The sequence below is a fragment of the Streptomyces sp. NPDC056224 genome (genome assembly GCF_042267665.1).
Taxonomy (GTDB): Bacteria; Actinomycetota; Actinomycetes; order Streptomycetales; family Streptomycetaceae; genus Streptomyces.
In genome coordinates, this window is the sequence record NZ_JBHJTK010000001.1 from 82,131 (window position 1) to 104,842 (window position 22,712).

The 22,712-nt window shown below is 73.1% G+C and carries 24 protein-coding genes; 13 read left to right on the forward strand and 11 right to left on the reverse strand.

The features are described 5' to 3' along the window. Window positions 1-9: 9 nt before the first annotated feature. On the reverse strand, window positions 10-696 hold the full coding sequence (locus tag ACFCZ1_RS00370; RefSeq protein WP_376676066.1) for a uracil-DNA glycosylase: 687 nt from the start codon (window positions 694-696) through the stop codon (window positions 10-12). A gap of 11 nt (window positions 697-707) precedes the next feature. Next, on the reverse strand, window positions 708-1,799 hold the full coding sequence (locus ACFCZ1_RS00375) for a WD40/YVTN/BNR-like repeat-containing protein (protein WP_376676067.1): 1,092 nt from the start codon (window positions 1,797-1,799) through the stop codon (window positions 708-710). A gap of 236 nt (window positions 1,800-2,035) precedes the next feature. On the opposite strand from ACFCZ1_RS00375, the gene ACFCZ1_RS00380 reads away from it, so the two are divergent. The 3 genes from ACFCZ1_RS00380 to ACFCZ1_RS00390 all read left to right on the forward strand — a co-directional run bounded on the left by ACFCZ1_RS00380 (window position 2,036) and on the right by ACFCZ1_RS00390 (window position 5,033). Then, window positions 2,036-3,382, forward strand: a complete 1,347-nt coding sequence (locus ACFCZ1_RS00380) for a wax ester/triacylglycerol synthase family O-acyltransferase (protein ID WP_376676068.1) — start codon at window positions 2,036-2,038, stop codon at window positions 3,380-3,382. A 79-nt stretch (window positions 3,383-3,461) separates the two neighbouring features. Next, complete coding sequence (locus ACFCZ1_RS00385; RefSeq protein WP_376676069.1) at window positions 3,462-4,562, forward strand: NADH:flavin oxidoreductase/NADH oxidase; 1,101 nt, start codon at window positions 3,462-3,464, stop codon at window positions 4,560-4,562. Between the two features lie 114 nt (window positions 4,563-4,676). Continuing rightward, window positions 4,677-5,033 (forward strand): ArsR/SmtB family transcription factor, encoded by a 357-nt coding sequence (locus ACFCZ1_RS00390; RefSeq protein ID WP_376676070.1) that lies wholly within the window; start codon window positions 4,677-4,679, stop codon window positions 5,031-5,033. Here the strand turns inward: ACFCZ1_RS00390 and ACFCZ1_RS00395 are convergent. Together ACFCZ1_RS00395 and ACFCZ1_RS00400 are read right to left on the reverse strand one after the other, a co-directional pair. Further along, a complete protein-coding gene (locus ACFCZ1_RS00395) occupies window positions 5,026-6,387 on the reverse strand; it encodes an FAD-dependent oxidoreductase (protein WP_376676071.1) in 1,362 nt (453 codons plus the stop codon). The two genes, ACFCZ1_RS00390 and ACFCZ1_RS00395, sit on opposite strands and share 8 nt — an antisense overlap. A gap of 52 nt (window positions 6,388-6,439) precedes the next feature. Next, window positions 6,440-7,126: a DUF305 domain-containing protein gene (locus ACFCZ1_RS00400; RefSeq protein ID WP_376676072.1), complete on the reverse strand. Its 687-nt coding sequence runs from the start codon at window positions 7,124-7,126 to the stop codon at window positions 6,440-6,442. Window positions 7,127-7,204: 78 nt separating this feature from the next. Here ACFCZ1_RS00400 and ACFCZ1_RS00405 point away from each other — a divergent pair, with 78 nt between their 5' ends. Next, on the forward strand, window positions 7,205-8,689 hold the full coding sequence (locus ACFCZ1_RS00405) for an LVIVD repeat-containing protein (protein ID WP_376676073.1): 1,485 nt from the start codon (window positions 7,205-7,207) through the stop codon (window positions 8,687-8,689). Here the strand turns inward: ACFCZ1_RS00405 and ACFCZ1_RS00410 are convergent. From ACFCZ1_RS00410 to ACFCZ1_RS00425, 4 genes are all read right to left on the reverse strand, one after another. Further along, window positions 8,658-9,347 carry a TetR/AcrR family transcriptional regulator gene (locus ACFCZ1_RS00410; RefSeq protein ID WP_376676074.1) on the reverse strand — a complete coding sequence of 230 codons (690 nt, stop codon included), beginning with the start codon at window positions 9,345-9,347 and terminating at the stop codon, window positions 8,658-8,660. The genes ACFCZ1_RS00405 and ACFCZ1_RS00410 overlap by 32 nt on opposite strands. A gap of 114 nt (window positions 9,348-9,461) precedes the next feature. Beyond that, on the reverse strand, window positions 9,462-10,109 hold the full coding sequence (locus tag ACFCZ1_RS00415; protein WP_376676075.1) for a phosphatase PAP2 family protein: 648 nt from the start codon (window positions 10,107-10,109) through the stop codon (window positions 9,462-9,464). 46 nt (window positions 10,110-10,155) lie between these two features. Further along, window positions 10,156-11,094, reverse strand: a complete 939-nt coding sequence (locus ACFCZ1_RS00420) for a M56 family metallopeptidase (RefSeq protein ID WP_376676076.1) — start codon at window positions 11,092-11,094, stop codon at window positions 10,156-10,158. Window positions 11,095-11,175: 81 nt separating this feature from the next. Then, window positions 11,176-11,709 carry a DUF5134 domain-containing protein gene (locus ACFCZ1_RS00425; RefSeq protein ID WP_376676077.1) on the reverse strand — a complete coding sequence of 178 codons (534 nt, stop codon included), beginning with the start codon at window positions 11,707-11,709 and terminating at the stop codon, window positions 11,176-11,178. 172 nt (window positions 11,710-11,881) lie between these two features. Between ACFCZ1_RS00425 and ACFCZ1_RS00430 the strand changes: the two genes are divergently transcribed. After that, the gene (locus ACFCZ1_RS00430; protein WP_376676078.1) at window positions 11,882-12,421 is read left to right on the forward strand and encodes a GNAT family N-acetyltransferase; all 540 of its coding nucleotides are present in this window, start codon (window positions 11,882-11,884) and stop codon (window positions 12,419-12,421) included. A gap of 9 nt (window positions 12,422-12,430) precedes the next feature. Here ACFCZ1_RS00430 and ACFCZ1_RS00435 read toward each other — a convergent pair whose 3' ends face one another. After that, complete coding sequence (locus ACFCZ1_RS00435; RefSeq protein WP_376676079.1) at window positions 12,431-13,123, reverse strand: glycerophosphodiester phosphodiesterase; 693 nt, start codon at window positions 13,121-13,123, stop codon at window positions 12,431-12,433. Window positions 13,124-13,489: 366 nt separating this feature from the next. Here ACFCZ1_RS00435 and ACFCZ1_RS00440 point away from each other — a divergent pair, with 366 nt between their 5' ends. The 5 genes from ACFCZ1_RS00440 to ACFCZ1_RS00460 all read left to right on the forward strand — a co-directional run bounded on the left by ACFCZ1_RS00440 (window position 13,490) and on the right by ACFCZ1_RS00460 (window position 18,114). After that, window positions 13,490-14,119 (forward strand): alpha/beta hydrolase fold domain-containing protein, encoded by a 630-nt coding sequence (locus ACFCZ1_RS00440; protein ID WP_376676080.1) that lies wholly within the window; start codon window positions 13,490-13,492, stop codon window positions 14,117-14,119. A gap of 81 nt (window positions 14,120-14,200) precedes the next feature. Further along, on the forward strand, window positions 14,201-15,607 hold the full coding sequence (locus ACFCZ1_RS00445) for a DUF6421 family protein (RefSeq protein ID WP_376676081.1): 1,407 nt from the start codon (window positions 14,201-14,203) through the stop codon (window positions 15,605-15,607). A gap of 26 nt (window positions 15,608-15,633) precedes the next feature. Next, window positions 15,634-16,395, forward strand: a complete 762-nt coding sequence (locus tag ACFCZ1_RS00450) for an SDR family NAD(P)-dependent oxidoreductase (RefSeq protein WP_376676082.1) — start codon at window positions 15,634-15,636, stop codon at window positions 16,393-16,395. Then, the gene (locus tag ACFCZ1_RS00455; RefSeq protein ID WP_376676083.1) at window positions 16,374-17,468 is read left to right on the forward strand and encodes a threonine aldolase family protein; all 1,095 of its coding nucleotides are present in this window, start codon (window positions 16,374-16,376) and stop codon (window positions 17,466-17,468) included. Before ACFCZ1_RS00450 ends, ACFCZ1_RS00455 begins: the two co-directional genes overlap by 22 nt. Before the next feature lie 43 nt (window positions 17,469-17,511). Further along, window positions 17,512-18,114, forward strand: a complete 603-nt coding sequence (locus ACFCZ1_RS00460) for a transglutaminase family protein (protein WP_376676084.1) — start codon at window positions 17,512-17,514, stop codon at window positions 18,112-18,114. Here ACFCZ1_RS00460 and ACFCZ1_RS00465 read toward each other — a convergent pair. Next, entirely contained in the window at window positions 18,050-19,297 is a 1,248-nt protein-coding gene (locus ACFCZ1_RS00465) for an MFS transporter (RefSeq protein ID WP_376676085.1), read from the reverse strand. The two genes, ACFCZ1_RS00460 and ACFCZ1_RS00465, sit on opposite strands and share 65 nt — an antisense overlap. Window positions 19,298-19,374: 77 nt before the next feature. On the opposite strand from ACFCZ1_RS00465, the gene ACFCZ1_RS00470 reads away from it, so the two are divergent. From ACFCZ1_RS00470 to ACFCZ1_RS00480, 3 genes are all read left to right on the forward strand, one after another. Beyond that, the gene (locus ACFCZ1_RS00470) at window positions 19,375-19,926 is read left to right on the forward strand and encodes a CGNR zinc finger domain-containing protein (RefSeq protein ID WP_376676086.1); all 552 of its coding nucleotides are present in this window, start codon (window positions 19,375-19,377) and stop codon (window positions 19,924-19,926) included. A gap of 93 nt (window positions 19,927-20,019) precedes the next feature. Next, on the forward strand, window positions 20,020-21,243 hold the full coding sequence (locus ACFCZ1_RS00475; protein WP_376676087.1) for an alginate lyase family protein: 1,224 nt from the start codon (window positions 20,020-20,022) through the stop codon (window positions 21,241-21,243). A gap of 159 nt (window positions 21,244-21,402) precedes the next feature. Then, window positions 21,403-21,864 carry a hypothetical protein gene (locus ACFCZ1_RS00480; RefSeq protein WP_376676088.1) on the forward strand — a complete coding sequence of 154 codons (462 nt, stop codon included), beginning with the start codon at window positions 21,403-21,405 and terminating at the stop codon, window positions 21,862-21,864. 75 nt (window positions 21,865-21,939) lie between these two features. Here the strand turns inward: ACFCZ1_RS00480 and ACFCZ1_RS00485 are convergent, their stop codons facing one another. Next, the gene (locus tag ACFCZ1_RS00485) at window positions 21,940-22,662 is read right to left on the reverse strand and encodes a lysophospholipid acyltransferase family protein (protein ID WP_376676089.1); all 723 of its coding nucleotides are present in this window, start codon (window positions 22,660-22,662) and stop codon (window positions 21,940-21,942) included. Window positions 22,663-22,712 lie beyond the last annotated feature (50 nt).

Sequence of the window (22,712 nt, forward strand, 5' to 3'; positions counted from 1 at the left end):
CAGATACCGTCAACTGACGGACGGCAAGCGCCAGTCCACGGGCTGTGAACCTTGGCCCACCAGCAGCTCGTTCGTCCTGCTGAACGGCCTGGATCCGAAGAATCCGTAATCGGCCGACTTGGGGGAGGGGTGGGAGGACTCCACCACCGGCAGCTCGCCGAGCAACGGCCGCAGGTTGCGGGCCGCCCGGCCCCACAGGATGGACACCAGTGGCTTGCCGCGCGCGGCGAGGGCCCGGATGGCCTGGTCCGTCACGGCCTCCCAGCCCTTGCCCTGGTGGGCGTTGGACCTGCGGGGCGCGGTGGTGAGCGAGCGGTTGAGCAGGAGCACGCCCTGCCGGGTCCACGGGGTGAGGTCACCGTTCGCGGGCCGGCCGGTGCCGAGGTCCCGGTGCAGTTCCAGGAAGATGTTGTCGAGGCTCGGCGGCACCGGCCGCACCTCGGGCGAGACCGAGAAGGACAGGCCCACCGCGTGCCCCGGGGTGGGGTACGGGTCCTGGCCCACGATCAGCACCTTGACCTCGTCGAAGGGCTGCTGGAAAGCGCGCAGGACGTTCGCCCCGGACGGGACGTAGGTCCTGCCCGCCGCGATCTCGGCGCGCAGGAAGTCGCCCATCGCGGCGATCTGACCCGCCACCGGCTCCAGAGCCCGGGCCCAGCCCGGCTCGACGATCTCGTTCAACGGTCTTGCTGCCACGGTGGATCACTCTACTGGCCGATCGTCGCCGCCCGCACACACAGCACGTCGGGCAGGTGCCCGGCCAGCAGCCGCCAGCTCTCGCCGTCGTCGTGGCTGGCGTAGAGCTCGCCGTTGCGGTTGCCGAAGTAGACGCCCGCCGGGTCCGCGTCGTCCGTGCACAAGGCGTCGCGGAGCACCGTGCCGTAGTGGTCCCCGGCGGGCAGGCCGTGCGACAGCGGCTCCCAGCTGGCGCCCGCGTCCCGCGTGCGGAAGACCCGGCACCGGTGCTCGGCCGGGACCCGGTCGGAGTCGGCGTTGAGCGGGAAGACGTAGGCGGTGTCCGGCCGGTGCGGGTGGGCGGCCACCGCGAAGCCGAAGTCGGAGGGCAGTCCGCCGCCGATGTCGGTCCACCGGGCCCCGGCGTCGTCGCTGCGGTAGACGCCCCAGTGGTTCTGCAGGTACAGCCGGTCGGTGTTCCCGGAGTCCTGGGCGATCTTGTGCACGCACTGGCCGAACTCGGGGTGCGGATCGGGCAGGAAGACGGCCGACACCCCGTCGTTGGACGGCTCCCAGCTGGACCCGCCGTCCTTCGTCCGGAACACCCCGGCGGTGGAGACGGCCACCGTCACGGCGTCCGCGTCGCGCGGATCGGTGATCACCGTGTGCAGCCCCTCGCCGCCGCCGCCCGGCTGCCAGCTGCCCCGGCTGGGGTGCTCCCACAGCGGGCGGACCAGCTCGAAGGTCGCGCCCCGGTCGGTCGAGCGGAACAGCGCGGCCGGTTCCGTCCCCGCGTAGACCACGTCCGGGGCCTCGGGCCCGGCCGGCTGGAGCTGCCAGACGCGCTCCAGCGAGGCGCCGGTGTCCTTGGGGAACTTCACCGCGGCCTCGGCGGGCTCGTTCCAGGTCGCCCCGAGGTCGTCGGAGCTGAAGACGGACGGCCCCCAGTGCGAGCTGTCCCCGGCGACCAGCAGCCGGGGTACCGGGCCCCGCCGGTCGACGGCGGCCGCGTAGACCGCCTGGGCGTTGAAATGGGGCCCGTCGAACTCCCAGCGCCCCTCGCCCCGGCGGCGGCCGATGAAGAGCCCCTTGCAGGTACCCACGAGCAGCAGTACGTCGGCCATGGCCGGCACCTCCGGACTTCGTCGTCCATGTCTTCGGGGTGGTCGTGTTCTCCGAGCTGTCCGTCTCTTCCCGGTCAGTCTGCACCCGCCCACTGACAGCGCCCCGGCGGCGGCGCGGGGTTCCGGGCGGCCGATTAATACCGATCATTTACCCGCCGGAAACGATCGCTGCTTGCGTGGAGATGTTCCGAATAGATTGACTTCAGGCCACTGCTGCCGCACGCGAGAGGATGTACGTGGCCACGGAGCATTTGTCCCCGCTCGACCTCGCCTTCTGGCGGATCGAATCCGCCGCCCACCCCATGCACCTCGGCGCGCTGGCCGTCTTCAGGGCCGCCGGGCCCGGGGCCGCCGAGCACGCCGCGGAGCTGCTCACCGCCCGCTGCGCCGGCGTACCCGGCCTGCGCCGCCGGATCCGGGACGTCCTGCTGCCGGTCGGCGCGGCCGCGTGGTCGCCGGACCCGGGGTTCGACCCGGCGCGCCACGTCTTCCTCGTGCCCACGCGGGTCCCGCCGCACGAGGCCGCGGGACCGCTGATGGCCCGGCCGCTGGACCGGAGCCTGCCGCCCTGGGAGGCGCACGTACTGGCCGGGCCGGACCCGGACTCCTTCGCGGTGCTGTTCAAGTTCCACCACGCCCTCGCCGACGGGCTCGGCGCGCTCGCCCTGGCCGCGGCGCTGTTCGACGAAGGCGCGTCCCTGCGTCCGCCGTCGGGCCCGGCCCCGCGCCCCGCTCCGCGTCGGACCGGCGGTCCCGGCCCCGGCCCGCAGGCCGCCCCGGTCCTGCGCCGGCTCTCCGGAATCCTCGCGGCCCGCGTCCAGGACGTCGGCCAGGCCCTGGAGATCGGCGCCGCCGTGGCCCGCGCCGGGCTGCCGCTCGGGGTCCCCCCGGTCCTCACCGCTGGCCCCGGCGCGGGGTCCCGTACGGTCGCGGGCCTCGCCCTCGACCTCGACGAGGTCAGCCTGGTCCGCAAGGCCGCCGGCGGCACCGTCAACGACGTGCTCATCTGCCTGGTCGCCGGCGCGCTGCGGCGCTGGATGGAGGGCCGCGGCGAGCCGGCGCCCAGCGGACCGGGCCCCCGCGCCCTGATCCCCGTGTCCCGCCGGGGCAGACCCGGAACCGGCGGCGGCAACCGGCTCTCCGGCTACCTGCTGCGGCTTCCGCTCGCCGAGCGGGACCCGCTGCTGCGCCTGGACCGCGTCCGGGCCGCCATGGACCGCAACAAGGACGCCGGACCCGCCCGCGGCGCCGGGGCCGTCGCCCTGCTCGCCGACCACGTCCACCCGCTCGGCCACCGCCTCGGCGGACCGCTCGTCGCCCAGGCCGCCCGGCTGCTCTTCGACATCCTGGTCACCAGCGTCCCGCTGCCCGGTCTGACCTTCTCGCTCGGCGGGAGCCGGGTCGGCGAGGTCTACCCGCTCGCCCCGCTGGCCCGCGGGCAGTCCCTGGCCGTCGCGGTCTCCACGTACAAGGGAACGGTCCACTACGGCCTCGTGGCGGACGCGGCAGCCGTCCCGGACCTGCCCGCGCTGGCGGAGGCGCTGCGTGCGGAGCTCGACGCGCTAGTACGAGAGGTCTCGTAGTACGAAGAGATTCGTAGTACGGTGATTCTCGTACTTAGCCGCCGGTCCCGGCGGCCCGGTGACGTCCTGGAGAGCCCTGATGAGTGCTGCCCCCGCTGGTTTCGCTGCCCTGTTCGCTCCCTACACGCTTCGCTCGGTCACCATCCCGAACCGCGTGTGGATGGCCGCGATGTGCCAGTACAGCGCCGAGCCCACCGGCCCGGCCGCGGGCGTGGCGCACGACTGGCACTTCGCGCACTACGCCGCCCGCGCCGTCGGCGGCACGGGCCTGATCATCCAGGAGGCCACCGCCGTCTCCCCGGAAGGCCGGATCTCCCCCTATGACCTCGGCATCTGGAACGACACCCAGGTCGAGGCGCTGCGAAGGATCACCTCCTTCCTCAAGGCCCAGGGCGCCGTTCCCGGCATCCAGATCGCGCACGCCGGACGCAAGGCCTCCACCGACCGGACCTGGAAGGGCGGCGGCCCGGTCGGGCCCGAGGCGCACGGCTGGCTGCCGGTCGCCCCGAGCGCCGTGCCGTTCGACGCGGACCGCCCGGCGCCCCACGAGCTGACGGCCGATGAGATCACCGGGATCGTCGGCCAGTTCGCGGCCGCCGCCGAGCGCGCCCTGGCCGCGGGCTACGAGATCGTCGAGATCCACGGCGCCCACGGCTACCTCATCGGCGAGTTCCTCTCCCCGTTCAGCAACAAGCGCACCGACGCGTACGGCGGCTCGTTCGAGAACCGCACCCGCCTCGCCCTCGAAGTCGTGGACGCCGTACGGGCGGTGTGGCCGCAGGAGCTCCCGCTGTTCTTCCGGATCTCCGCCACCGACTGGCTGGAGGAGGACGGCTGGACCGCCGACGAGACGGTCCGCCTGGCCGGGCTGCTCCAGGAGCACGGCGTGGACCTCCTCGACGTCTCCACCGGGGGCCTGGCCCCCAGGGTGGAGATACCGGTCGGCCCGGGCTACCAGGTGCCGTTCGCCGCGCGGGTCAAGGCGGAGACCGGCCTCCCCGCGGCCGCCGTCGGTCTGATCACCGAACCGGAGCAGGCCGAGAAGATCCTGGCCAACGGCGAGGCCGACGCCGTCCTGCTGGGCCGCGAACTGCTGCGCGACCCGTACTGGGCCCGCCGCGCTGCCGTCGAACTCGGCGCGGAGCTCCGTACGCCCGACCAGTACCACCGGTCCTGGTGAAGCCGGTGCGGCTCCGGCGCCCCGTGCCGGAGCCGCACGAGCCGCACCCGCCCTGTTCCTACGACGACTCTCGTACCATGGGGGCCGGGGCAGCCGAGCGAGCGGAGCAAGGACATGACGGAACGTGACACGGCCCGCGCCCTCGCCCACCCCGAGGCGGCGGCGATCCGGCTGGAGGGCGTCCTGCACGCGCTCTCCGACCCGCTGCGGCTCTCCATCGTCCGGGACCTGGCCGGCTCCGCCACGGAACTGGCCTGCTCGCACTTCGACCTGCCCGTCACCAAGTCGACGACCACCCACCACTTCCGCGTCCTGCGGGAGAGCGGCCTCGTGCGCCAGACCTACCGCGGCACCACCAAGCTCAACGCCCTGCGCCGCACCGAGTTGGAGGACCTCTTCCCCGGCCTCCTCGACAGCGTCCTCGCCGCGGCGGCCGCCGAGGACGCGCGGCCGGTCCGGATCCTCACCTGAGTCCGGCGGCGTCCAGCAGCCCCTGCCAGTCGGGGATCTTGACCGAACGGCGGCCCAGTGAGCGGCCGAGCTCGGACTCGGCCGCTTCGATGGCCTGCCAGCCCGGCCATTCCACCGGCCGCAGGCCCGCCGCCCGCATCGCGTCCAGGGGGTCCCCGGCGGGCAGTTCGCGCCGGGCCAGCCTCCCCGCGTCCTGGAGCAGCGAGGACGCCGTCTCCTTGGCGCAGGGCCGGTTCGTGCCGATCACTCCCGTCGGACCGCGCTTGATCCAGCCCGCCACGTACTCGCCGACCGAGGCCCGGCCCGCGCGCACGACCCGGCCCGCCGCGTGCGGGACCGTGCCCTTGTCCGGGTCGAAGGGCAGACCTGCCAGCGGGACGCCCTTGTACCCCACCGAACGCAGGACCAGCTGCGCCCCGACGTCCTCGTACACACCGGTCCCGGTCACACCGCCACGGCCGTCCGGGGCGGTCCGCTCGAAACGCACGCCGGTCACCCGGCCCCCGGGCCCGCCGAGCACCTCCACCGGCCGCAGGTAGAACCGCAGGGCGATGCGGCGCGGCGCGTGGCCCGGGCCGGCCTCTGCCCAGCCGCGCAGCACCTCCAGGTTCCGCCGCGCCACCGCGGGCAGCGCCGCGGCCGCCGCAGGATCCCCGTACACCGGGTCGAGGGCCGCCTCGGCGGGGTCCACCACGGCGTCCACGTCCGGCAGCGTCCCCAGCTCCCGCAGCTCCTTGGTGGTGAACTTGCCCTGCGAAGGGCCGCGCCGGGCCACCATCGCCACCCGCCGCACCCCGCTGTCCGCGAGCGCGCCGAGCGCCGGCTGCGGCATGTCGGTCGGCGCCAGCTCCGCCGCGCCGCGGGCCAGGATCCGCGTCACGTCCACCGCGACGTTGCCCGCGCCGACCACGACCGCCGAGTCCACCCCGGTCAGGTCGAACACCTCGGCGGCGGCGTCCGGGTGCCCGCTGTACCACGACACGAAGGCCGTCGCGGAATGCACGCCGGCCAGCTCCTCGCCGGGGATCCCCAGCAGCCGGTCCCGGGCCGCGCCCACGCAGTACACCACCGCGTGGTAGAGCTCCAACAGCCGCTGCGTGGGCAGCAGCTCGCCGCCGACCTCGACGTTCCCGAGGAAGCGGATCCGCTCGTCCTCCAGCACGGTGCGCAGGCTGCCCTGCAGCGACTTGATCTTCTCGTGGTCCGGCGCCACCCCGTACCGCACGAGCCCGTACGGAGCGGGCAGCCGGTCGAGCACGTCGACCCGCACTCCGGGCACCTCGCGCTGCTGGACCAGCGTCTGGGCCGCGTAGACCCCGCTGGGGCCCGATCCGACGACGGCGACACGAAGCACGGCGGAGCTCCTCCCGCAGGTGGTCCCAGCATGACACCGGCTACCCCGGCAGTCAGCCCATCGCGCGCATCCGGTGGACCTCTGCGCTCTGCGTGGCCACCACCTCCGTGGCCATCTCCTCGACCGCGACGTTGTTGCCGCCGGTCAGCGCCTCGCCGGCCATTTTCAGGGCGCCCTCGTGGTGGGCGGTCATCAGTTTCAGGAAGAGCCGGTCGAAGTCGGCTCCCGCGGCGCCGGACAGCTCCTTCAGCTGCTGTTCGGTCGCCATGCCCGGCATCGCGCCGTGGTCGTGCCCGGGTCCGCCGGCGCTCGCCGACGGCGCCGGATGGAGGGTCAGCCACTTCTCCATCGCCGCGATCTCGGGCTGCTGCGCGGCGGTGATCCGTTCCGCCAGCCGCTTGACGCCCTCCGCCGAGGCCCGGTCCGGCGCCAGCGCGCTCATCGTCAGGGCCTGCCGGTGATGTTCGATCATGTTCTGGACGTACGCGTGGTCGGCGGCGTTCGGGCTGTCGTCGGGCTTTTCCTTCGCGGCCTGTTCGGGGGTGAGCGTGCGGGCCTTCTCGCCCGGCTTGCCCGGAGCGACGACCACGGGGCGTCCGTCCTCGGAACCCTCCGCCCGGTCGTCCCCCTGGCAGCCGGCGAGTGCCAGCACGAGACCGGCGGCCGCGGCCGCTGCGGCGAGCGGGCCGAGCCGCGCGCGTAAGGCCTTGCGGCCCCGGGGGTCTTTTGCCATGTCCATGGAAAGGAAGATACTGCCGGGGTCCTGGTTCCGTTCCCCTGTCGACCGGAACCGATCGGACTCCCTTGGGAGGGCACGTTGAGCTCGTTCCACACCACGAGAGCGCGCAGCGCAAGGGTGGGAGCGGCCGTCGCGGCGGCCGGGCTCCTCACCGCGCTCGTGACCGCCGGACCGGCGGCCGCCACCCCCGACCCGGGTGACTTATCGCCCGGTAACGGCAACCAGCACAGCGCGAGCCCCGTCGACGGCAGGGAGCTCGCCCCCGGCGAGATCCCCGGCCAGGACGAGATCGTGCACAGCGCCAACATCAAGCCCCTGGCCAACATCCCCAGTGCCGACCCCGCCGTCATCAACTCCGACCTGGCCTTCCAGGGCAGGTACGCCTACGCGGGCAACTACAACGGCTTCACGATCTACGACATCGCCAACCCGAAGGCGCCGAAGACCGTCACCCAGGTGCTGTGCCCCGGCGGACAGAACGACGTCTCCGTCTACGGGGACCTGCTCTTCCTCTCCACCGACTCCTCGCGCAGCGACGACTCCTGCAACAGCGTCTCGCAGCCCGCGACGGAGAAGTCCTCGTGGGAGGGCATCAAGATCTTCGACATCAAGGACAAGAAGAACCCCAAGTACATCAAGTCCGTCGAGACCAACTGCGGATCCCACACCCACACCCTGGTGCCGGGCGGCCGTGACATCTACCTCTACGTCGCCTCGTACTCACCGAACGAGGCCTTCCCCGACTGCAAGCCCCCGCACGACGGCATCTCGGTGGTGAAGGTCCCGAAGAAGGCGCCGACGCAGGCCGCGGTCGTCGCCTTCCCGATCCTGTTCCCCGACGGCGGCAACCCGGGCGCTCCCACCAACCCCGGAGTCTCCAAGACCACCGGCTGCCACGACATCACCGTGCTGCCGTCCAAGAACCTGGCGGCCGGCGCCTGCATGGGCGACGGCATCCTCTTCGACATCAGCAAGCCCGAGCAGCCGCGGGTCATCGACCGGGTGCAGGACAACGTGAACTTCGCGTTCTGGCACTCCGCCACCTTCAACGAGCGGGCGGACAAAGTGGTGTTCACCGACGAACTCGGCGGCGGTGGCGGCCCCACCTGCAACGAGGCCACCGGTCCCCACCGGGGCGCCGACGGGATCTACGACATCACCGGCAGCGGGGACCAGCGCAAGCTCGCCTTCCGCAGCTACTTCAAGATCCCGCGGCACCAGGCCGACACCGAGAACTGCGTGGCCCACAACGGCTCGCTGATCCCGGTCGGCGGTGGCCGCGACATCATGGTGCAGGCCTGGTACCAGGGTGGTGTCTCGGTGTGGGAGTTCACCGACTCCGCGCAGCCCAAGGAGATCGGGTACTTCGAACGCGGCCCGCTGACCACGGACAAGCTCGGACTCGGCGGGTCCTGGTCGGCGTACTACTACAACGGGCACATCTACTCGAACGACATCGCCAAGGGCCTCGACGTGCTGCGGCTGGACGACTGGCGCACCGCGAGCGCGAGGCGGGTGTGGCTGGACCGGCTCAACGTGCAGAGTCAGCCCGAGTACCACTGACGCCCTCGACACCCGGGGGCTGAGGGTGTGAAGGAGACGTTCCGCCGGGCGGCCCGCCGTCCGGCGGGACACCGAGCTCCCAGTCCAGCCCGTAGCGCTGGAACAGCTCGGCCCGCAGCCGGGCCGCCGGCATCGGCGCGCCCGGCAGCAGGACCGCCACCACGGCGCCCATCAGCAACGCCCGCAGCAGGGGATAGTCCACGTCCACGTCCGTCGAGCCGTACCGGGCGACGGTGTCCCGCAGCAGTTCGGCGAGCCGCTGCTGCTCCGCGCACTGGACGAAGCCCTCGGCCTGGAGGATGCCCGCCATGTGCGTGCGCATCAGCCGCGGCTCGTCCCGGGCCAGACCGAGGATCGCGTCGATGGCCCGGGCCAGCCGCTCGCGCCCCGCGTCCTCGCCGGTGGGCAGGGGCTCGCGCTCCAGCGCCACCGCCAGGGTGAGGTGCATCCGCCGGTGTACGGCCGACTGCAGCAACTGCCTCTTGCCCGGGAAGTAGTACGAGACCAGGCCGCGCGCGGCACCCGCCCGGTCGGCGATGTCGCCGAGCGTCGTGGCCTCGTAGCCCCGTTCGGCGACGAGCTCGACCGTGGCGTGGAGCAGCCGCTCGCGGGAACGTCTGCGCAATTCTTCATTGACCGATGCGCTGCGCGGGGACATGCTTACTCCTGCGTTGACTGGCTCAGAGCCAATATACTCAGCGCGCGGAGTCGCCTGCTCTGGGTGAAACGGGGGATCGCCCAGGGCAGGCACACCGGCCGGGCATGCCGCCCCTCACGGTCCGGCGCGGCCGGACCCCGGCCGGCGTACGGAGACGGATGTCGCGAGGGCGACCACGGCCACGCCCAGCAGCCAGCCCGCCACCACGTCCGTCATCCAGTGGACCCCCAGGTAGAGACGGGTGAAACCGACCCCGATCACGGAGACGACGGCCACCGCCCAGGCGGTACCCGCCCACCGGGCGGGAGCCGCCCGCGGGAGCAACCAGAGCAGCAGCCCCGCCACCACTGCCGCCGTCATCGCGTGGCCGGACGGGTAGGCCGAGAAGTGGGCCGAATCCACCGGGTCCGGCCACACCGGGCGCCCCCGTCCCACCAGCCCCTTCACCCCCTGCTGCACCACCGTGGCCACCAGCGTCGCCAGCGCCACCCGCACCGCCCGCTCCCGGTCGCCGCGCCACCACAGCGTCACGCAGGCGACGGCGGCCAGGGCCCGCATGGTCCAGGGGTCCCACACCCAGTCGGAGAGGATCCGCATCGTGTGGGTGACCCCGGGATGGGCGACGGCATGACCGTGCAGGTCCCGGGCGACCTGGTCGTCGTACGACAGGAGCGGCCGCCACCCCGCCACCACCAGCGCCGTCAGCACGGCCGCGAGCAGCGCGCAGCCGATGCCCGCCCGGCGCAAGTGATCGTTCCGCATACGGGGATCCTGCCACCGGCGGGCGAGCCGGTGCCGGACGGGCGCGCTACGCGAGGGCGCTCAGACCCGGAACGAAGGCCACCAGCAGCGGTACGGCCGGGACCAGTGTCCCCAGCGCCGTCAGTCGCAGCCTGTTCATCGCGGACAGCCGGGGAGCGGCCGACAGCAGCCGGGCCACCCGCTCCTGGACGTGCGCCTGCGGGGCGGCGGAGGGCCCGAACGCCCCGCGGTCCTCGTTCAGTTCGACCAGGGCGAGCGCGATGGTGAGGCGTCCGTACCGCCGCGAGGCCACGTCGTCGGCGGCCAGCTCGACGAGGCGGTGCATCTCCGCCTCGAAAGCCGCGAAGACGGGTACCTGCGGGAAACCCCCGGCCAGGGCCCGTGAGCAGTGCAGCAGCCAGTCGTGCCGGGCCGCCGCGTGCCCCTGTTCGTGCGCGAGCACGGCATCGAGCTGGCTCCCCTTCAGCCGGCCCAGCGCCGCCGTCGTGACGACCAGCTGCGGGGCCGCCCCGGGCAGCCACCAGGCGTCCGGCCGCTGCCCCTCCAGGACGACGAGCCGCGCCCCCGCCGGGTCCTCCCCGGGCAACAGCGGGGCCCGCCTGAGCAGTTCGGTGCCCTGGGTGCGCCGCCGGGCCCGCGCCCGCAGCACCTCCCGGGCCAGCATCGTCCCGGTCCACAGCGCCCCGCCCGCCAGCGCGAGCGCCGTACCGGCGGCCCAGGGACCTCCGGACGCGCCCAGGGCGTACGCGTCGACCACCCCGTGCGGGGCGGCGGCGAAGAGCCGCTCCCGGACCACCTGCCAAGCGGCCGCCGCGCTCAGCAGCATCGACAGTCCGAGGCACAGCAGCACCGCCCCCACCACGCACTGCCACACCCACAGGGCGACGACCGGTTCACGCTCGGGCCATCGGGCCCGGCCCAGCAGGCGGGGCGCGAGCACCGCGGTCAGAGCGCCGAGCAGCAGGAGTGCGGCGGGGACCATCATGGCCACCAGCCTATGAGCGGGGGGCTACCTGCGGGTACGGCCTCGGGGGATTGGTGACGCAGGACACGTGGGACGCCGTCGTCACATCGTGAGCAGCATCGCCAGCATCGCCGTCCCCATGGCCAGTCGGCAGGCGCGGGTCAGCTCGGCCGCCCTCCCGGGGCCGGGTACCGGGCCGCCCGCGGAGGCGACCGGGTGCGCGCCCCCGCCCGCCGCCACCAGCCGGGCCCCGCCGAGCAGGACGTACCCCGCGAAGTAGAGGAGCAGTACCCCGGTGACCAGGGGCAGCCCAGCGCCGTGCCCGGACCCCGCGGCCGCGGTCAGCGTCATGTAGGCCATGGCCAGCGAACCGACCAGGTGGTGCGCGTGGTGCACGCCTCCCCGCAGCATCCACAGGGCGTGCAGGGCGGCGGCGCAGAAGACCACCCCGAGCACGAGGGCCTGCCACCCGTCACGGACGCCGACGGGCACCGCCATCAGCGCCATGCCGAACCCCATCACGGCCTCCCCGGCGGCCCCGGCGCCCGATCTGCGCACCTGCCCGAGGCAGTACGCGCCGCTCACCGCGCACAGCAGGACGAGCAGCCAGGAGGAGACGGAGGCGGATGCGGACATGGTGGAACCGTGCACGGCGGAACCTCCCGGTTCGTCGGCGTCACGGGAAGAGATGCCCGTCCCGGGCGGCCCGCACGCAGCCCCGGCCGGGTTGTCCTCGTGCGGCCCCGGGATACGCTCTCGGGAGCCGTACCGGGCATGTCATATACCACCGCGCAGAACGGAGCCCCCGATGTCGACCGCCAACCCCGCAGCCCTGAGCTTCCGCACCGCCGAGGAGGCGGACGTGACGGAACTGGTGGCGCTCGTCGAGTCGGCGTACCGCGGTGACGCCAGCCGCGGCGGCTGGACCACGGAGGCCGACCACCTGGAAGGGCGGCGCACCGACGCGGACGGAGTCCGCCAGATCATCGAGACCCCGGACAGCACCCTGGTGGTCGTCGAGCGCGCCGGTGAGCTCGTCGCCTGCTGCCAGCTCGAACACCGTGGCGACCACGCCTACTTCGGAATGTTCGCGGTCCGTCCCGGGCTCCAGGGCGCGGGCCTCGGCAAGGAGATCCTGGCCGAGGCCGAGCGCCGCGCCCGCGAGACGTGGGGCGCCAGGGAGATGCGCATGACGGTGGTGAACGTACGGGAGGAGCTCATCGCCTACTACGTGCGCCGCGGCTACCGGCGCACCGGCGAGCTGAGCCCCTTCCCCTACGGCGACGAGCGCTTCGGCGTCCCGCTCCGCGACGACCTGGCCTTCGAACTGCTGGTCAAGTCGCTGTAGCCGGACCGGCTATGCGGTGAAGCGGCCCGTGCTGCGGATCTCCGGGAAGTCGGTGACCGCGCCGTCCAGGCCGAGCGCCCGCGCGAGCCGCAGCTGGTCCAGGGTGTTCACGGCCCGGCCGGTCACCCGCAGCCCGGCCGCGTGCGCCGTCTCCACGCCCTCCAGGGTGAGCCGCCGGATGTCCGCGGCGATCGCCGCCGTGCCCGCGGTCCGCGCCCGTGCCACCAGGTCCCCGGCGCCGTCGCCGAGGGAGTCCGCGAACAGCGCGGTCCGCACGCCCGGCACCCGCCGCGCCGTCTCGGCCAGCAGCGCGTCGTCGGGGGAGGCCACTTCCACGCGGGCCGTGAGGTCGCGGCGCAGGAGCAGTTCCGCGAGCGCTCCGGCGGCGGCCCGGTCCCGTACCGACGCCTGGAGCGGGATCCGGACCGCGTCCAGGACGTCCTCGAAGACCGGCACGCGCTCGCCCTCGCCCGCGTCCAGCCCGCGCAGTTCGTCCAGCGTCAGGTCGGAGACGGCGCCCGAGCCGTCGGTGGTGCGGTCCACCTCGGGGTCGTGCAGGGCGACGAGGGCGCCGTCCTTGCTCAGTCGGAGATCCAGGGCGATGGCGTCCATGCCGGAACGTTCCGCTCGGAGGTACGACCGCAGGGTGTTCTCCGGTTCGACACCCATGACCCCGCGGTGACCGATGGTGAGGAAAGTCAAGGTTCTCTCGCTTCCGTCGACGGCGGCTCCCCGCGCGGTCGCGGTGTCCCGACCGGCCGCGCGCGGTGAGGACGCATGCTAGTGCGCCGACCGCGCGAAGGGACCGCCCGTGCAAGGCCCCGCAGGGGCCCAACGGCCGCTTCCCGCCGGGGTTGTGCGCCCGCCCGCGCCGGGTGGCGGTCCCGTCGCGTCACCCGGGCGTGGGCGTGTCCCGGCCGCCTTGACCAGCCCGGCCCAGGCCTCGGTGACCGCGGCCGGAGCGGGGTCCTCCCGGTCGCGCGCGAGGCCGGCGAGATCGTGCGGGAGGGCCTGCGCGAGTTCCCGTTCCGCCAGGTGCCGCCCGTCGCTCCAGCGCAGGCCGCCCGCGTGCTCCGTCACCTTCCCTACGGCCGCCAGTTCGGCCGGGTGCGCGCCATCTGCTCCCCGACCGTCGCGCGCAGCCGCTCCGGCTCGGCGAGGCGTCCGGGCCAGACCCGCGGCGCCGGCCCGATGACGAACCCGTCCGGGGGAGGGACGCGGCGCTGCGTCCGCTGCCCGTACCGGTGCCACGCCCGCCCGGCCGACGGGGCCGGCTTCCAGGCGTCGGGGCATCGGCCGGACCGGACCGGCGAGCTTGATCACGCCGCCCGGGGCGGCGAGCCGTACCGGATCAACGCCGACGACCGGTTCTGGGAACAGCGCCTCGGCCCGGGCGCCGGCGGCGGGCATCCGACGGCCCCGCCGCTGCCCGTGGACCTCGCCGGCCCGCCGTCCGCCCGCATGACCGCCGCCGGGCGGGATCCGCCGCGGGACGACGGGCGGGCGCACCACCGCAGGCCGGCGGAGAGCGGAGTCCCTTTCGTCCTCGACGTCCGTCCCGGGATGTTTCACGGCTTCCCGGCGCCGCCGACGGTGCTGCCGGAGGCCCGACAGGCCATGGAGGGACTGGGCGGAGGCATGCGTTCCACCCTGGCGAACGGGAAGACTTTCGGTGAATCGGGGGGTCGCGCAGGATAATTTCCCGAGTTACCACTTGAGCGGAAGAGCCTGACACGTTTACGCTGCCTGGACGTGAGGTTCTCCTGTGGAGGAAGTGACATGACGGAAACTCTTGTGCCGGGTGACGGCGGTGCCGTGATAACCGCCGGGGCGCGGGTGGTCGACCACCCCGCGTGGCCCGAGCTCAAGGCCGCCGTGGAGGAGATCCGCCCCTGGCAGTCGGCGGACGGGTCCATCAGCTTCGAGGCCGAGGGCGCACCCGCCCAGCACACCGCCGAGGCTGCCGTCGGGCGCGTGATCCGCGCCGTCGAGACGCTGTCCCCGCTGCTCCCGCACGCCACCGCCTACCACCAGGCGCTCGTGGACGACCTGCGCAAGTGGGCCGCGGGCGGCTTCCAGGTGCCGGACTTCCTCGACTCCCTCCTGGCCTTCCAGCCGGCCGCGGAGCGCGCCGACGGTCTCGAGCACCTCGTCGTCTTCCCGATGTACACCCAGAACGGCAACCCGGACCGCAATCTGGAGGCGGTGGTGCTCAAGATGGTGTGGCCCGAGTGGCTCTCCGAACTCGAGCGCACCCGCTACGACAACCCGCTCTTCCTCGGCATCACCTTCGAGGACTTCACCGCGGGCTACGACACCCACTCCGCCGTGCTGTTCCCGGAGACCATCGCGGTGCGCCAGGCCCCCGAGCGCTTCACCTGGGGCGGAATCTTCTGCGACCGCGAGGCCGCCCGCTTCCGCAAGGTCACCGAGGCCGCCGTCGACATCCTGGGCGTCGAGCTGCCCGCCGACATCGCCGCCATGGTCACCGACCAGGAGCGCTGCGAGAAGGCGTTCGTCCTGTGGGACATGGTCCACGACCGCACCCACAGCCACGGTGACCTGCCGTTCGACCCCTTCATGATCAAGCAGCGCCAGCCGTTCTGGATGTACGGCCTGGAGGAGCTGCGCTGCGACCTCACCGCCTTCAAGGAGGCTGTGAAGCTGGAGTCCGAGGGCAACGAGCACGGCCGTGACGTGCAGTACGCCGTCCTCTTCGACCGGATGTTCCGCTTCCCGGTCTCGGGCGACCGCAACCGCAACTACGACGGCCTCGGCGGCCAGCTGCTCTTCGCGTACCTCCACAAGCACGACGTCGTGCGCTGGACGGACAACACGCTGAAGATCGACTGGATGCGTGCCCCGCAGGTCACCAACCAGCTGTGCGGCGAGATCGAGGACCTCTACCGGGCCGGCATCGACCGCCCGAAGCTCGTCCACTGGTTCAAGGCGTACGAGCTGGTCTCGACGTACCTCGCCCCGCACCCGGGCTCCAAGTGGGCCAAGGGTCCCGACGCCCTGGACATGACGCAGCCGCCGCGCAAGCTCGTCGACGACGTGCTTCCGGACGAGTTTCCGCTCAGCATGTTCTTTGAGGCCCTCGCCAAGAAGCTCAAGGGCGTGATCGCTTCGACCAAGGGCATCACGGCCCGCAACGCGGAGCACGCCGATCGGGCCGCCGCGTGAGCACTCGCCCTCAGGAGGCTGCACAGATGAACGGCTCCGGGAACGGCAACGGAAAGCTGCACGGAGCGGTGGTGGCGGTGGCCGGGGCCGGCGGGCCCGCCGGCCGCGCCACTCTGCTCCGCCTCGCCGAAGCGGGTGCGGTGGTCGTGGCGGCCGACGCCGATCCGGCGCGCCTCGCCGAGGCCGTGGACGCGGCGCGCTACGCCCACGGCGGTGCCACCGTCACCGGTGACACCGTGGACCTGCTCGACCTCGGCGCGACCAAGGCGTGGGCCGACCGGACCGAGAAGGAGTTCGGCCGGATCGACGGTCTCGTCCACCTCGTCGGCGGCTGGCGCGGCAGCAAGACCTTCACCGACGCCGACCTCGCGGACTGGGACTTCCTGGAGAAGCTCCTCATCCGCACGGTCCAGCACACTTCGCTCGCCTTCCACGACGGACTGCTGCGCAGCGACCGCGGACGCTTCGTCCTGGTCAGCCAGTCCGGCGCGCACAAGCCGGTCGCCAACAACGCCGCGTACAACGCGGGCAAGGCGGCCGCCGAGGCCTGGACCCTGGCCATGGCGGATTCCTTCCGCAAGGCGGGGGGTGACGAGGGCCCCGGAGCGGCAGCTGCGATCCTGGTCATCAAGGCACTGGTGCACGACGCGATGCGCGCCGAGCGTCCCAATGCGAAGTTCGCGGGCTTCACCGACGTCAAGGAGCTGGCCGAGGCCATCGCCGGCGTCTGGGAGCGGCCCGCCACCGATGTGAACGGACAGCGTCTGTGGCTCACTCCGCAACCGTGAGAACCGATGCCGGGAAGACCGATGCCCGGCGGCACCACGATCCGGCGGTGCGCGGCTTCGCGAGCGACAACTACGCGGGGGTCCACCCCGAGGTCCTCGCGGCCGTCGCGCTGGCCAACGGCGGCCACCAGGTCTCGTACGGCGAGGACGAGTACACCGAGCACCTGCAGAAGGTCATCCGCAGCCACTTCGGGCCGTACGCGGAAGCCTTCCCGGTCTTCAACGGCACGGGCGCCAATGTCGTCGCCCTGCAGGCCATGACCGACCGGTGGGGCGCCGTGATCTGCGCCAAGACCGCCCACATCAACGTGGACGAGGGCGGCGCGCCCGAGCGGATGGCGGGCATCAAGCTGCTCGCCGTGCCCACCCCCGACGGCAAGCTCACCCCCGAGCTGATCGACCAGGAGGCCTGGGGATTCGAGGACGAGCACCGGGCCATGCCCCAGGTCGTCTCGATCACCCAGAACACCGAACTCGGCACGGTCTACACCCCGGACGAGATCAAGGCCATCTGCGATCACGCCCACGGCCTCGGCATGAAGGTGCACCTCGACGGCGCCCGGATAGCCAACGCCGCCGCGGCGCTCGACGTGCCGATGCGCGCTTTCACGAACGCGGTCGGCGTGGACGTGCTGTCGTACGGCGGCACCAAGAACGGCATGATGTTCGGCGAGGCCGTGGTGGTGCTCAATCCGGACGCGGTCCGGCAGATGAAGCACATCCGCAAGATGTCGATGCAGCTCGCGTCGAAGATGCGGTTCGTGTCGGTGCAGCTGGAAGCGCTGCTCGCCAAGGACCTGTGGCTGCGCAACGCCCGGCAGGCCAACGCGATGGCGCAGCGGCTGGCCGCGGGCGTGCGCGAGACGGACGGTGTGGAGATCCTCTACCCGGTGCAGGCGAACGCGGTCTTCGCGCGGCTGCCGCACGAGGTCTCGCGGCGGCTGCAGAAGCGTTACCGCTTCTATTTCTGGGACGAGGCGGCCGGCGATGTGCGCTGGATGTGCGGCTTCGACACCCAGGAAGAGGACGTGGACGGCTTCCTTCAGGCGCTCAAGGAAGAGCTCGCCCGCTGATTCGATAGATATGCAAGATGTCGCATAGGTATGCTCCTGGGTCATGGAACTGATCCAGGAGCAGACCGGCCTTGCCGCCTACCTGGCGGCCGACGACGTCATCGACCACCACCACCCGCTCGTGCGCGACACCGCCGACGCCCTCCGGGCCGCGACGGGCGGCGACGCGCGCGCGTACGCCGAGGCCGCCTTCGAGTGCGTCCGCGACACGATCCCGCACTCGGCGGACTCGGGCGACACGCGCGTCACCTGGCGCGCCTCCGACGTCCTGGCCACCCGCAACGGCATCTGCCACGCCAAGTCCCACGCCCTGGCCGCCCTCCTGCGCGCCCAGGGCATCGCGACGGCCCTGTGCTACCAGCGCCTCGCGGACGACGACGGAACCCGTCCCGTGATCCACGGTCTGATCGCGCTGCGCCTGCCCGGCGCCTCGCGCTGGCACCGGCAGGATCCGCGCGGCAACAAGCCCGGCGTGGACGCGCGGTTCAGCCTCGACGGCGAACGACTGGCCTTCCCCGTACGCCCGGAAATCGGCGAGGTCGACTACCCCGGGCTGTACGCCGCCCCGCACCCGGCCGTGCTCAAGGCCCTCCAGGAGTCCGTCGACCGGCCGGAGTTGTGGCGGAGGCTTCCGGCGGCTCTGTGACCGGCGGCGGCGCCGGTGAGGGGCGGGGGCGCCGCGCGGCCGTCAGCGCGTGCAGCAGTGCCGCCGCGAGCTGCAGTCCCGCGATCCCGGTCAGCAGCGTCCACGCGGGCGCGTCGGCGGCGACCCCCACCAGGGCCGCCCCGGCCGACGCCGCCGTCAGCTTGAGTCCCGCGCCCAGGGTGAACACCTGCGTCCGCACCTCGTCCGGGGCGTGCTCCGAGCGGATCCGCAAGGTGGCCGTGAGCAGCGGTCCGTCGCACACCCCGGCCACCGCGAACAGCGCCGCCGCGGCGGCCACGGACGACGTGAACGAGGCGGCCGCCAGCGCCGCCCCGGTCCCGGCCAGCGCCCACCGCACCAGCAGGCCCGGCTCCACGGAGGTCATCCGGCCGAGCGTCAGCGAGCCCGCCAGCGCGCCGACCGCGAAGGCCGTCATCAGCGCGCCCCCGGCACCCGGGCTGCCGAGCCCGTCGGCCAGCAGGACCGAGGTGGTGGTGAGGGCGCCCACGCCGACGAAGGCCAGGGTCGTCGCCGAGGTGACCGCCCGCAGCTCCCGGACCCGCCACAGGGCGGCGAGTCCCGCGCCCACCCCGGCCCGCGGTCCGCCCTTCGACGGGTCCGCGCCCGGGTCCTCGTACGGGAGCGTGGCCGCGAGCCCCGCCGCCAACGCGCCGGAGGCCGCCAGGAGCGCCATCGCCGGAGCGGCCGAGCCCAGCGCCGCGGCCAGGCTGACCGCCGCGGGCGCCGTGACCGAGGCGGCGTTGTAGGTGGACGCGTCCCAGCCGTACGCCCGGTCGCGCCCGGCGCCCGCCGGGACCAGCCCCGTGACCAGGCTGGACAGTCCGCCCGTCACCATCGGCCCGCAGCTGCCCCCGAGCGCCGCCACCGCCAGTACCAGCGGCACGGGCGCCCGGCCCAGCAGCACGGCCAGCGCCGCTATGGCGGCCGTGAACCCCGCCAGGGTGCCCACGTAGAACAGCCTCGGCCGCCGGACCCGGGCCGCCGCGGCGCCCGCCAGCGGAGCCGCCAGCACGTGCGGTGCCAGCCAGGCCGTCAGGACGAACGCCCCGTACGCCGCGCTCCCGGTGCGCTCCAGGGCGAGCAGCACCACGGCCATGCCCATGCCCTCCGACGCCAACCGCGCGGCCAGCGCCGCCGCCAGGTACCTCCCGAACCCGCTCAACCCCAGACCCCCAGTGTGTAACGTGATAGGCGAACAAGACGTTACGTCATTCAGGTGTACGGGGAAAGGATCCGGGTGTGGCGGACGATCGAGGGGGCTTCTCGGCGGCCCGGCGGCTGATCGACCTCGCCGAGGCGGTCCGCGCCGACCCCGAGCTGTCGCGCGCCGCCCTCGCGGAGCTGCTCGCCGGGCACGGGGAGCGCCCGGCGGACCTCACCGGGCAGGCGTTCTCCGAGGCGGACGCCGCCGAACTGCGCACGGCCGCCCGGCGGATGGCGGGGGTGCTCGGCGAGAGCGACGAGGACCGCGCCGCCGGCGCCCTCAACGCGCTGCTGGCCGAGTGCGCCACCCGGCCCCGGCTAACCCGGCACGACGGCCACCCGTGGCACCTGCACGTGGACCGCGGCGAGGAGGCGGGCTGGGGCGACTGGTTCCTCGCCTCCGGCGCCCTCGCGCTCGCCCAACTCCTCACCGAGTACGGGCGGATCGCCTGGGGCGCCTGCGCCGCCCCGGGGTGCGGCCGGTTCTTCCTCGCCACCGGGCCGGGCAGCGTCCGCCGGTACTGCTCCGGCAGGTGTGCCGGCCGGGTCCGCGTCGCCGCCCATCGCCGCCGCAGGCGGGAGAGCTGACAGGAAAGTTTCTTGCCAGATGTCGTTGTCAGCTTGGCATGGGCATGAGTACCTTCAGGGGCGCCGGAATCCCTCCCACCGGAAGGCCCCCCCATGCGTTTCGGATTACCCGCCGCGCTCACCGCCCTGGCACTCGGCCTGTCGGCGGCCTTGGTCCCCGTCCCCACCCTGGCTGCGGCCCCCGCCGCCCCCGCCGCCCCCGCCGCACCCGCCGCACCCGCGGCCCCCGCGCAGTTCGCCCACCCGGGAGTCCTCAACAGCCGCGCCCAGCTGGACTTCGTACGGGCGAAGGTGCAGGCGGGAGCCCAGCCGTGGAAGTCGGCCTTCGACTCCATGCTCGCGAGCAAGTACGGCTCGCTGTCCCGCACGCCCAAGCCGCGCGCCGTCGTCGAGTGCGGCTCGTACTCGAACCCCGACATCGGGTGTTCCGACGAGCGCGAGGACGCCATCGCCGCCTACACCCAGGCACTCGCCTGGTACATCACCAGGGACACCCGGTACGCGAAGAAGTCGATCGAGCTGATGGACGCCTGGTCCGCGCAGATCAAGGACCACACCAACAGCAACGCCCCGCTGCAGAGCGGCTGGGCGGGATCGACCTGGCCGCGCGCCGCCGAGATCGTCAAGCACACGTACGGCGGCGGCTGGGCGAACCAGGGCCGCTTCGCGACGATGCTGCGCGAGGTCTACCTGCCCGAGGTGATCAACGGAAGGCCGAACACCAACGGCAACTGGGAACTGATCATGATGGACGCCGCCGTGGGCATCGCCGTCCACCTCGACGACCGCGCGAGCTACGACAAGGCGATGGGGATCTACCTCGGCCGCGTCCCCGCCTACTTCTACCTGGCGTCCGACGGGGCGCAGCCCGTGTACCCGCCGCGCTCGACCATCGACACCAGGAGCGAGCTGGTGGAGTACTGGCACGGCCAGAGCACCTTCGTCGACGGCCTCGCCCAGGAGACCTGCCGGGACTTCGGCCACACGGGCATGGGGATCGCGGCGGCCATGCACGTCGCCGAGACCTCAAGGATCCAGGGGCGAGACCTGTACCCGCAGTTCAAGGACCGCTTCCGGCACGCGCTCGGCTTCCACGCGAAGTACGAACTCGGCGCGGCGGTGCCGTCCTGGCTGTGCGGCGGAAGCCTGGCCAAGGGCATCGGCCCGGCGACCGAGGTCGGCTACAACGCCCTGCACACCCGGCTCGGCGTGACGATGGAGAACACCCGCAGGCTCACCGAGGGGCGGCGTCCGGCGGGCACCGAGAACCACTTCGAGGCGTGGGAGACCCTGACCCACGCCGACAACCCCAGCTGAGCGGGCGCGTGGGGGGCGCGGGCGACGGCGGCTCGCGCCGGCCCGGCTATCAGGGTGCTCCGGGCCGTCAAGCCACGAGATTCAGGGGCGTGACGCCATGCGCGCGGCCAGGCGTACTGGAGATGTCCATTTTTCGCCCCTCGCCAGAGGAGAACCGCCATGACCCACCCCTTTCGAACCCGACACCTCGTTCTGTTCGCGGCCACGACCGCCGTAGCCGCCGGAGCGGTGCTGGTGCCCACGACCGCCTTCGCCGCCACCCCGGCGGCACCCCACACGGTCGTGACGGTCACCGCCGACGGGGACGACGGCAACAAGTCCAGCCTCCTCCTGGTCGTCCCGCCCGGCAGCGAAGGCACCATCAAGATCGCCCCCGGGGAGGACCAGCCCGCCAAGAACCGTCCCGGCAAGTGGGGCAGCGACAAGTCGGGCAAGAAGCACCCGGGCAAGGGCGGTTCATCCGACGACAGGATCATCGTCACCCCCGGGAAGCCGACGGAATGGCAGTGCATCACCGCGCCGTGCGGTCCCCCCGAGGACGACCCGGCCCGGGGCGGCATCGCCGGGCGCGACCCCGCGGACGCGCCGCAGCTGCCCGACGGCAGGACCTTCCCGGGCTGAGGCGCCCGGCGCCAGGATCCCGGATGACTGCGGCCCCGGCCCCCGAAGGGGCGGGGCCGCACTCTGCTCCGGGGATCAGCCCGCTTCCTTCACCTGCGCCGGCGTCGGCGCGGTCCCGCCCAGGTGGGCCGGCAGCCACCACGAGTCCTCGGCGCCCTTGGGCTTCTCCGGGTAGGCCCGCTGCGCCGCGTCCAGCAGTTCCTGCACGCGCTCGCGCAGGCGCCGGGTGATGGCACCGGCGTACTGGTCGGCCGGCGCCTCGAGCGGCTCGCCGACGCGCATGGTCACGGGGATGTGGCTGCGCTTGAGGTTCTTCGGGCGGCCCTTGGTCCACAGCCGCTGGGTGCCCCACAGCGCCACCGGGATCAGCGGGACGCCGGCCTCCTGCGCCATGCGCGCCGCACCCGACTTGAAGCTCTTGAGGGTGAAGGACTGGGAGATCGTCGCTTCCGGGAACACCCCGATGATCTCGCCGGAGCGCAGCGAGTCGAGCGCGTGCTGGTACGCCGACTCACCCTGCGCGCGGTCCACCGGGATGTGCTTCATCGCGCGCATCAGCGGGCCGGACACCTTGTGCCGGAACACCGACTCCTTCGCCATGAACCGCACCAGGCGCTTCTGCGGCCGCGCGGTCAGGCCGGCGAAGATGAAGTCGAGGTAGCCGATGTGGTTCGACACCAGGACCGCCCCGCCCTTGCGCGGGATGTTCTCGGTGCCCTTCACGTCGATCCGGATGTCCAGCGCACGGAAGAGCGTGTGCGCGGCGCCGATCACCGGGGGGTAGACGAACTCAGCCATGGTGCGGAGACCCCGCTTTCTGCCTGGGGAGGTGCTCCCGGCCGGAAGTT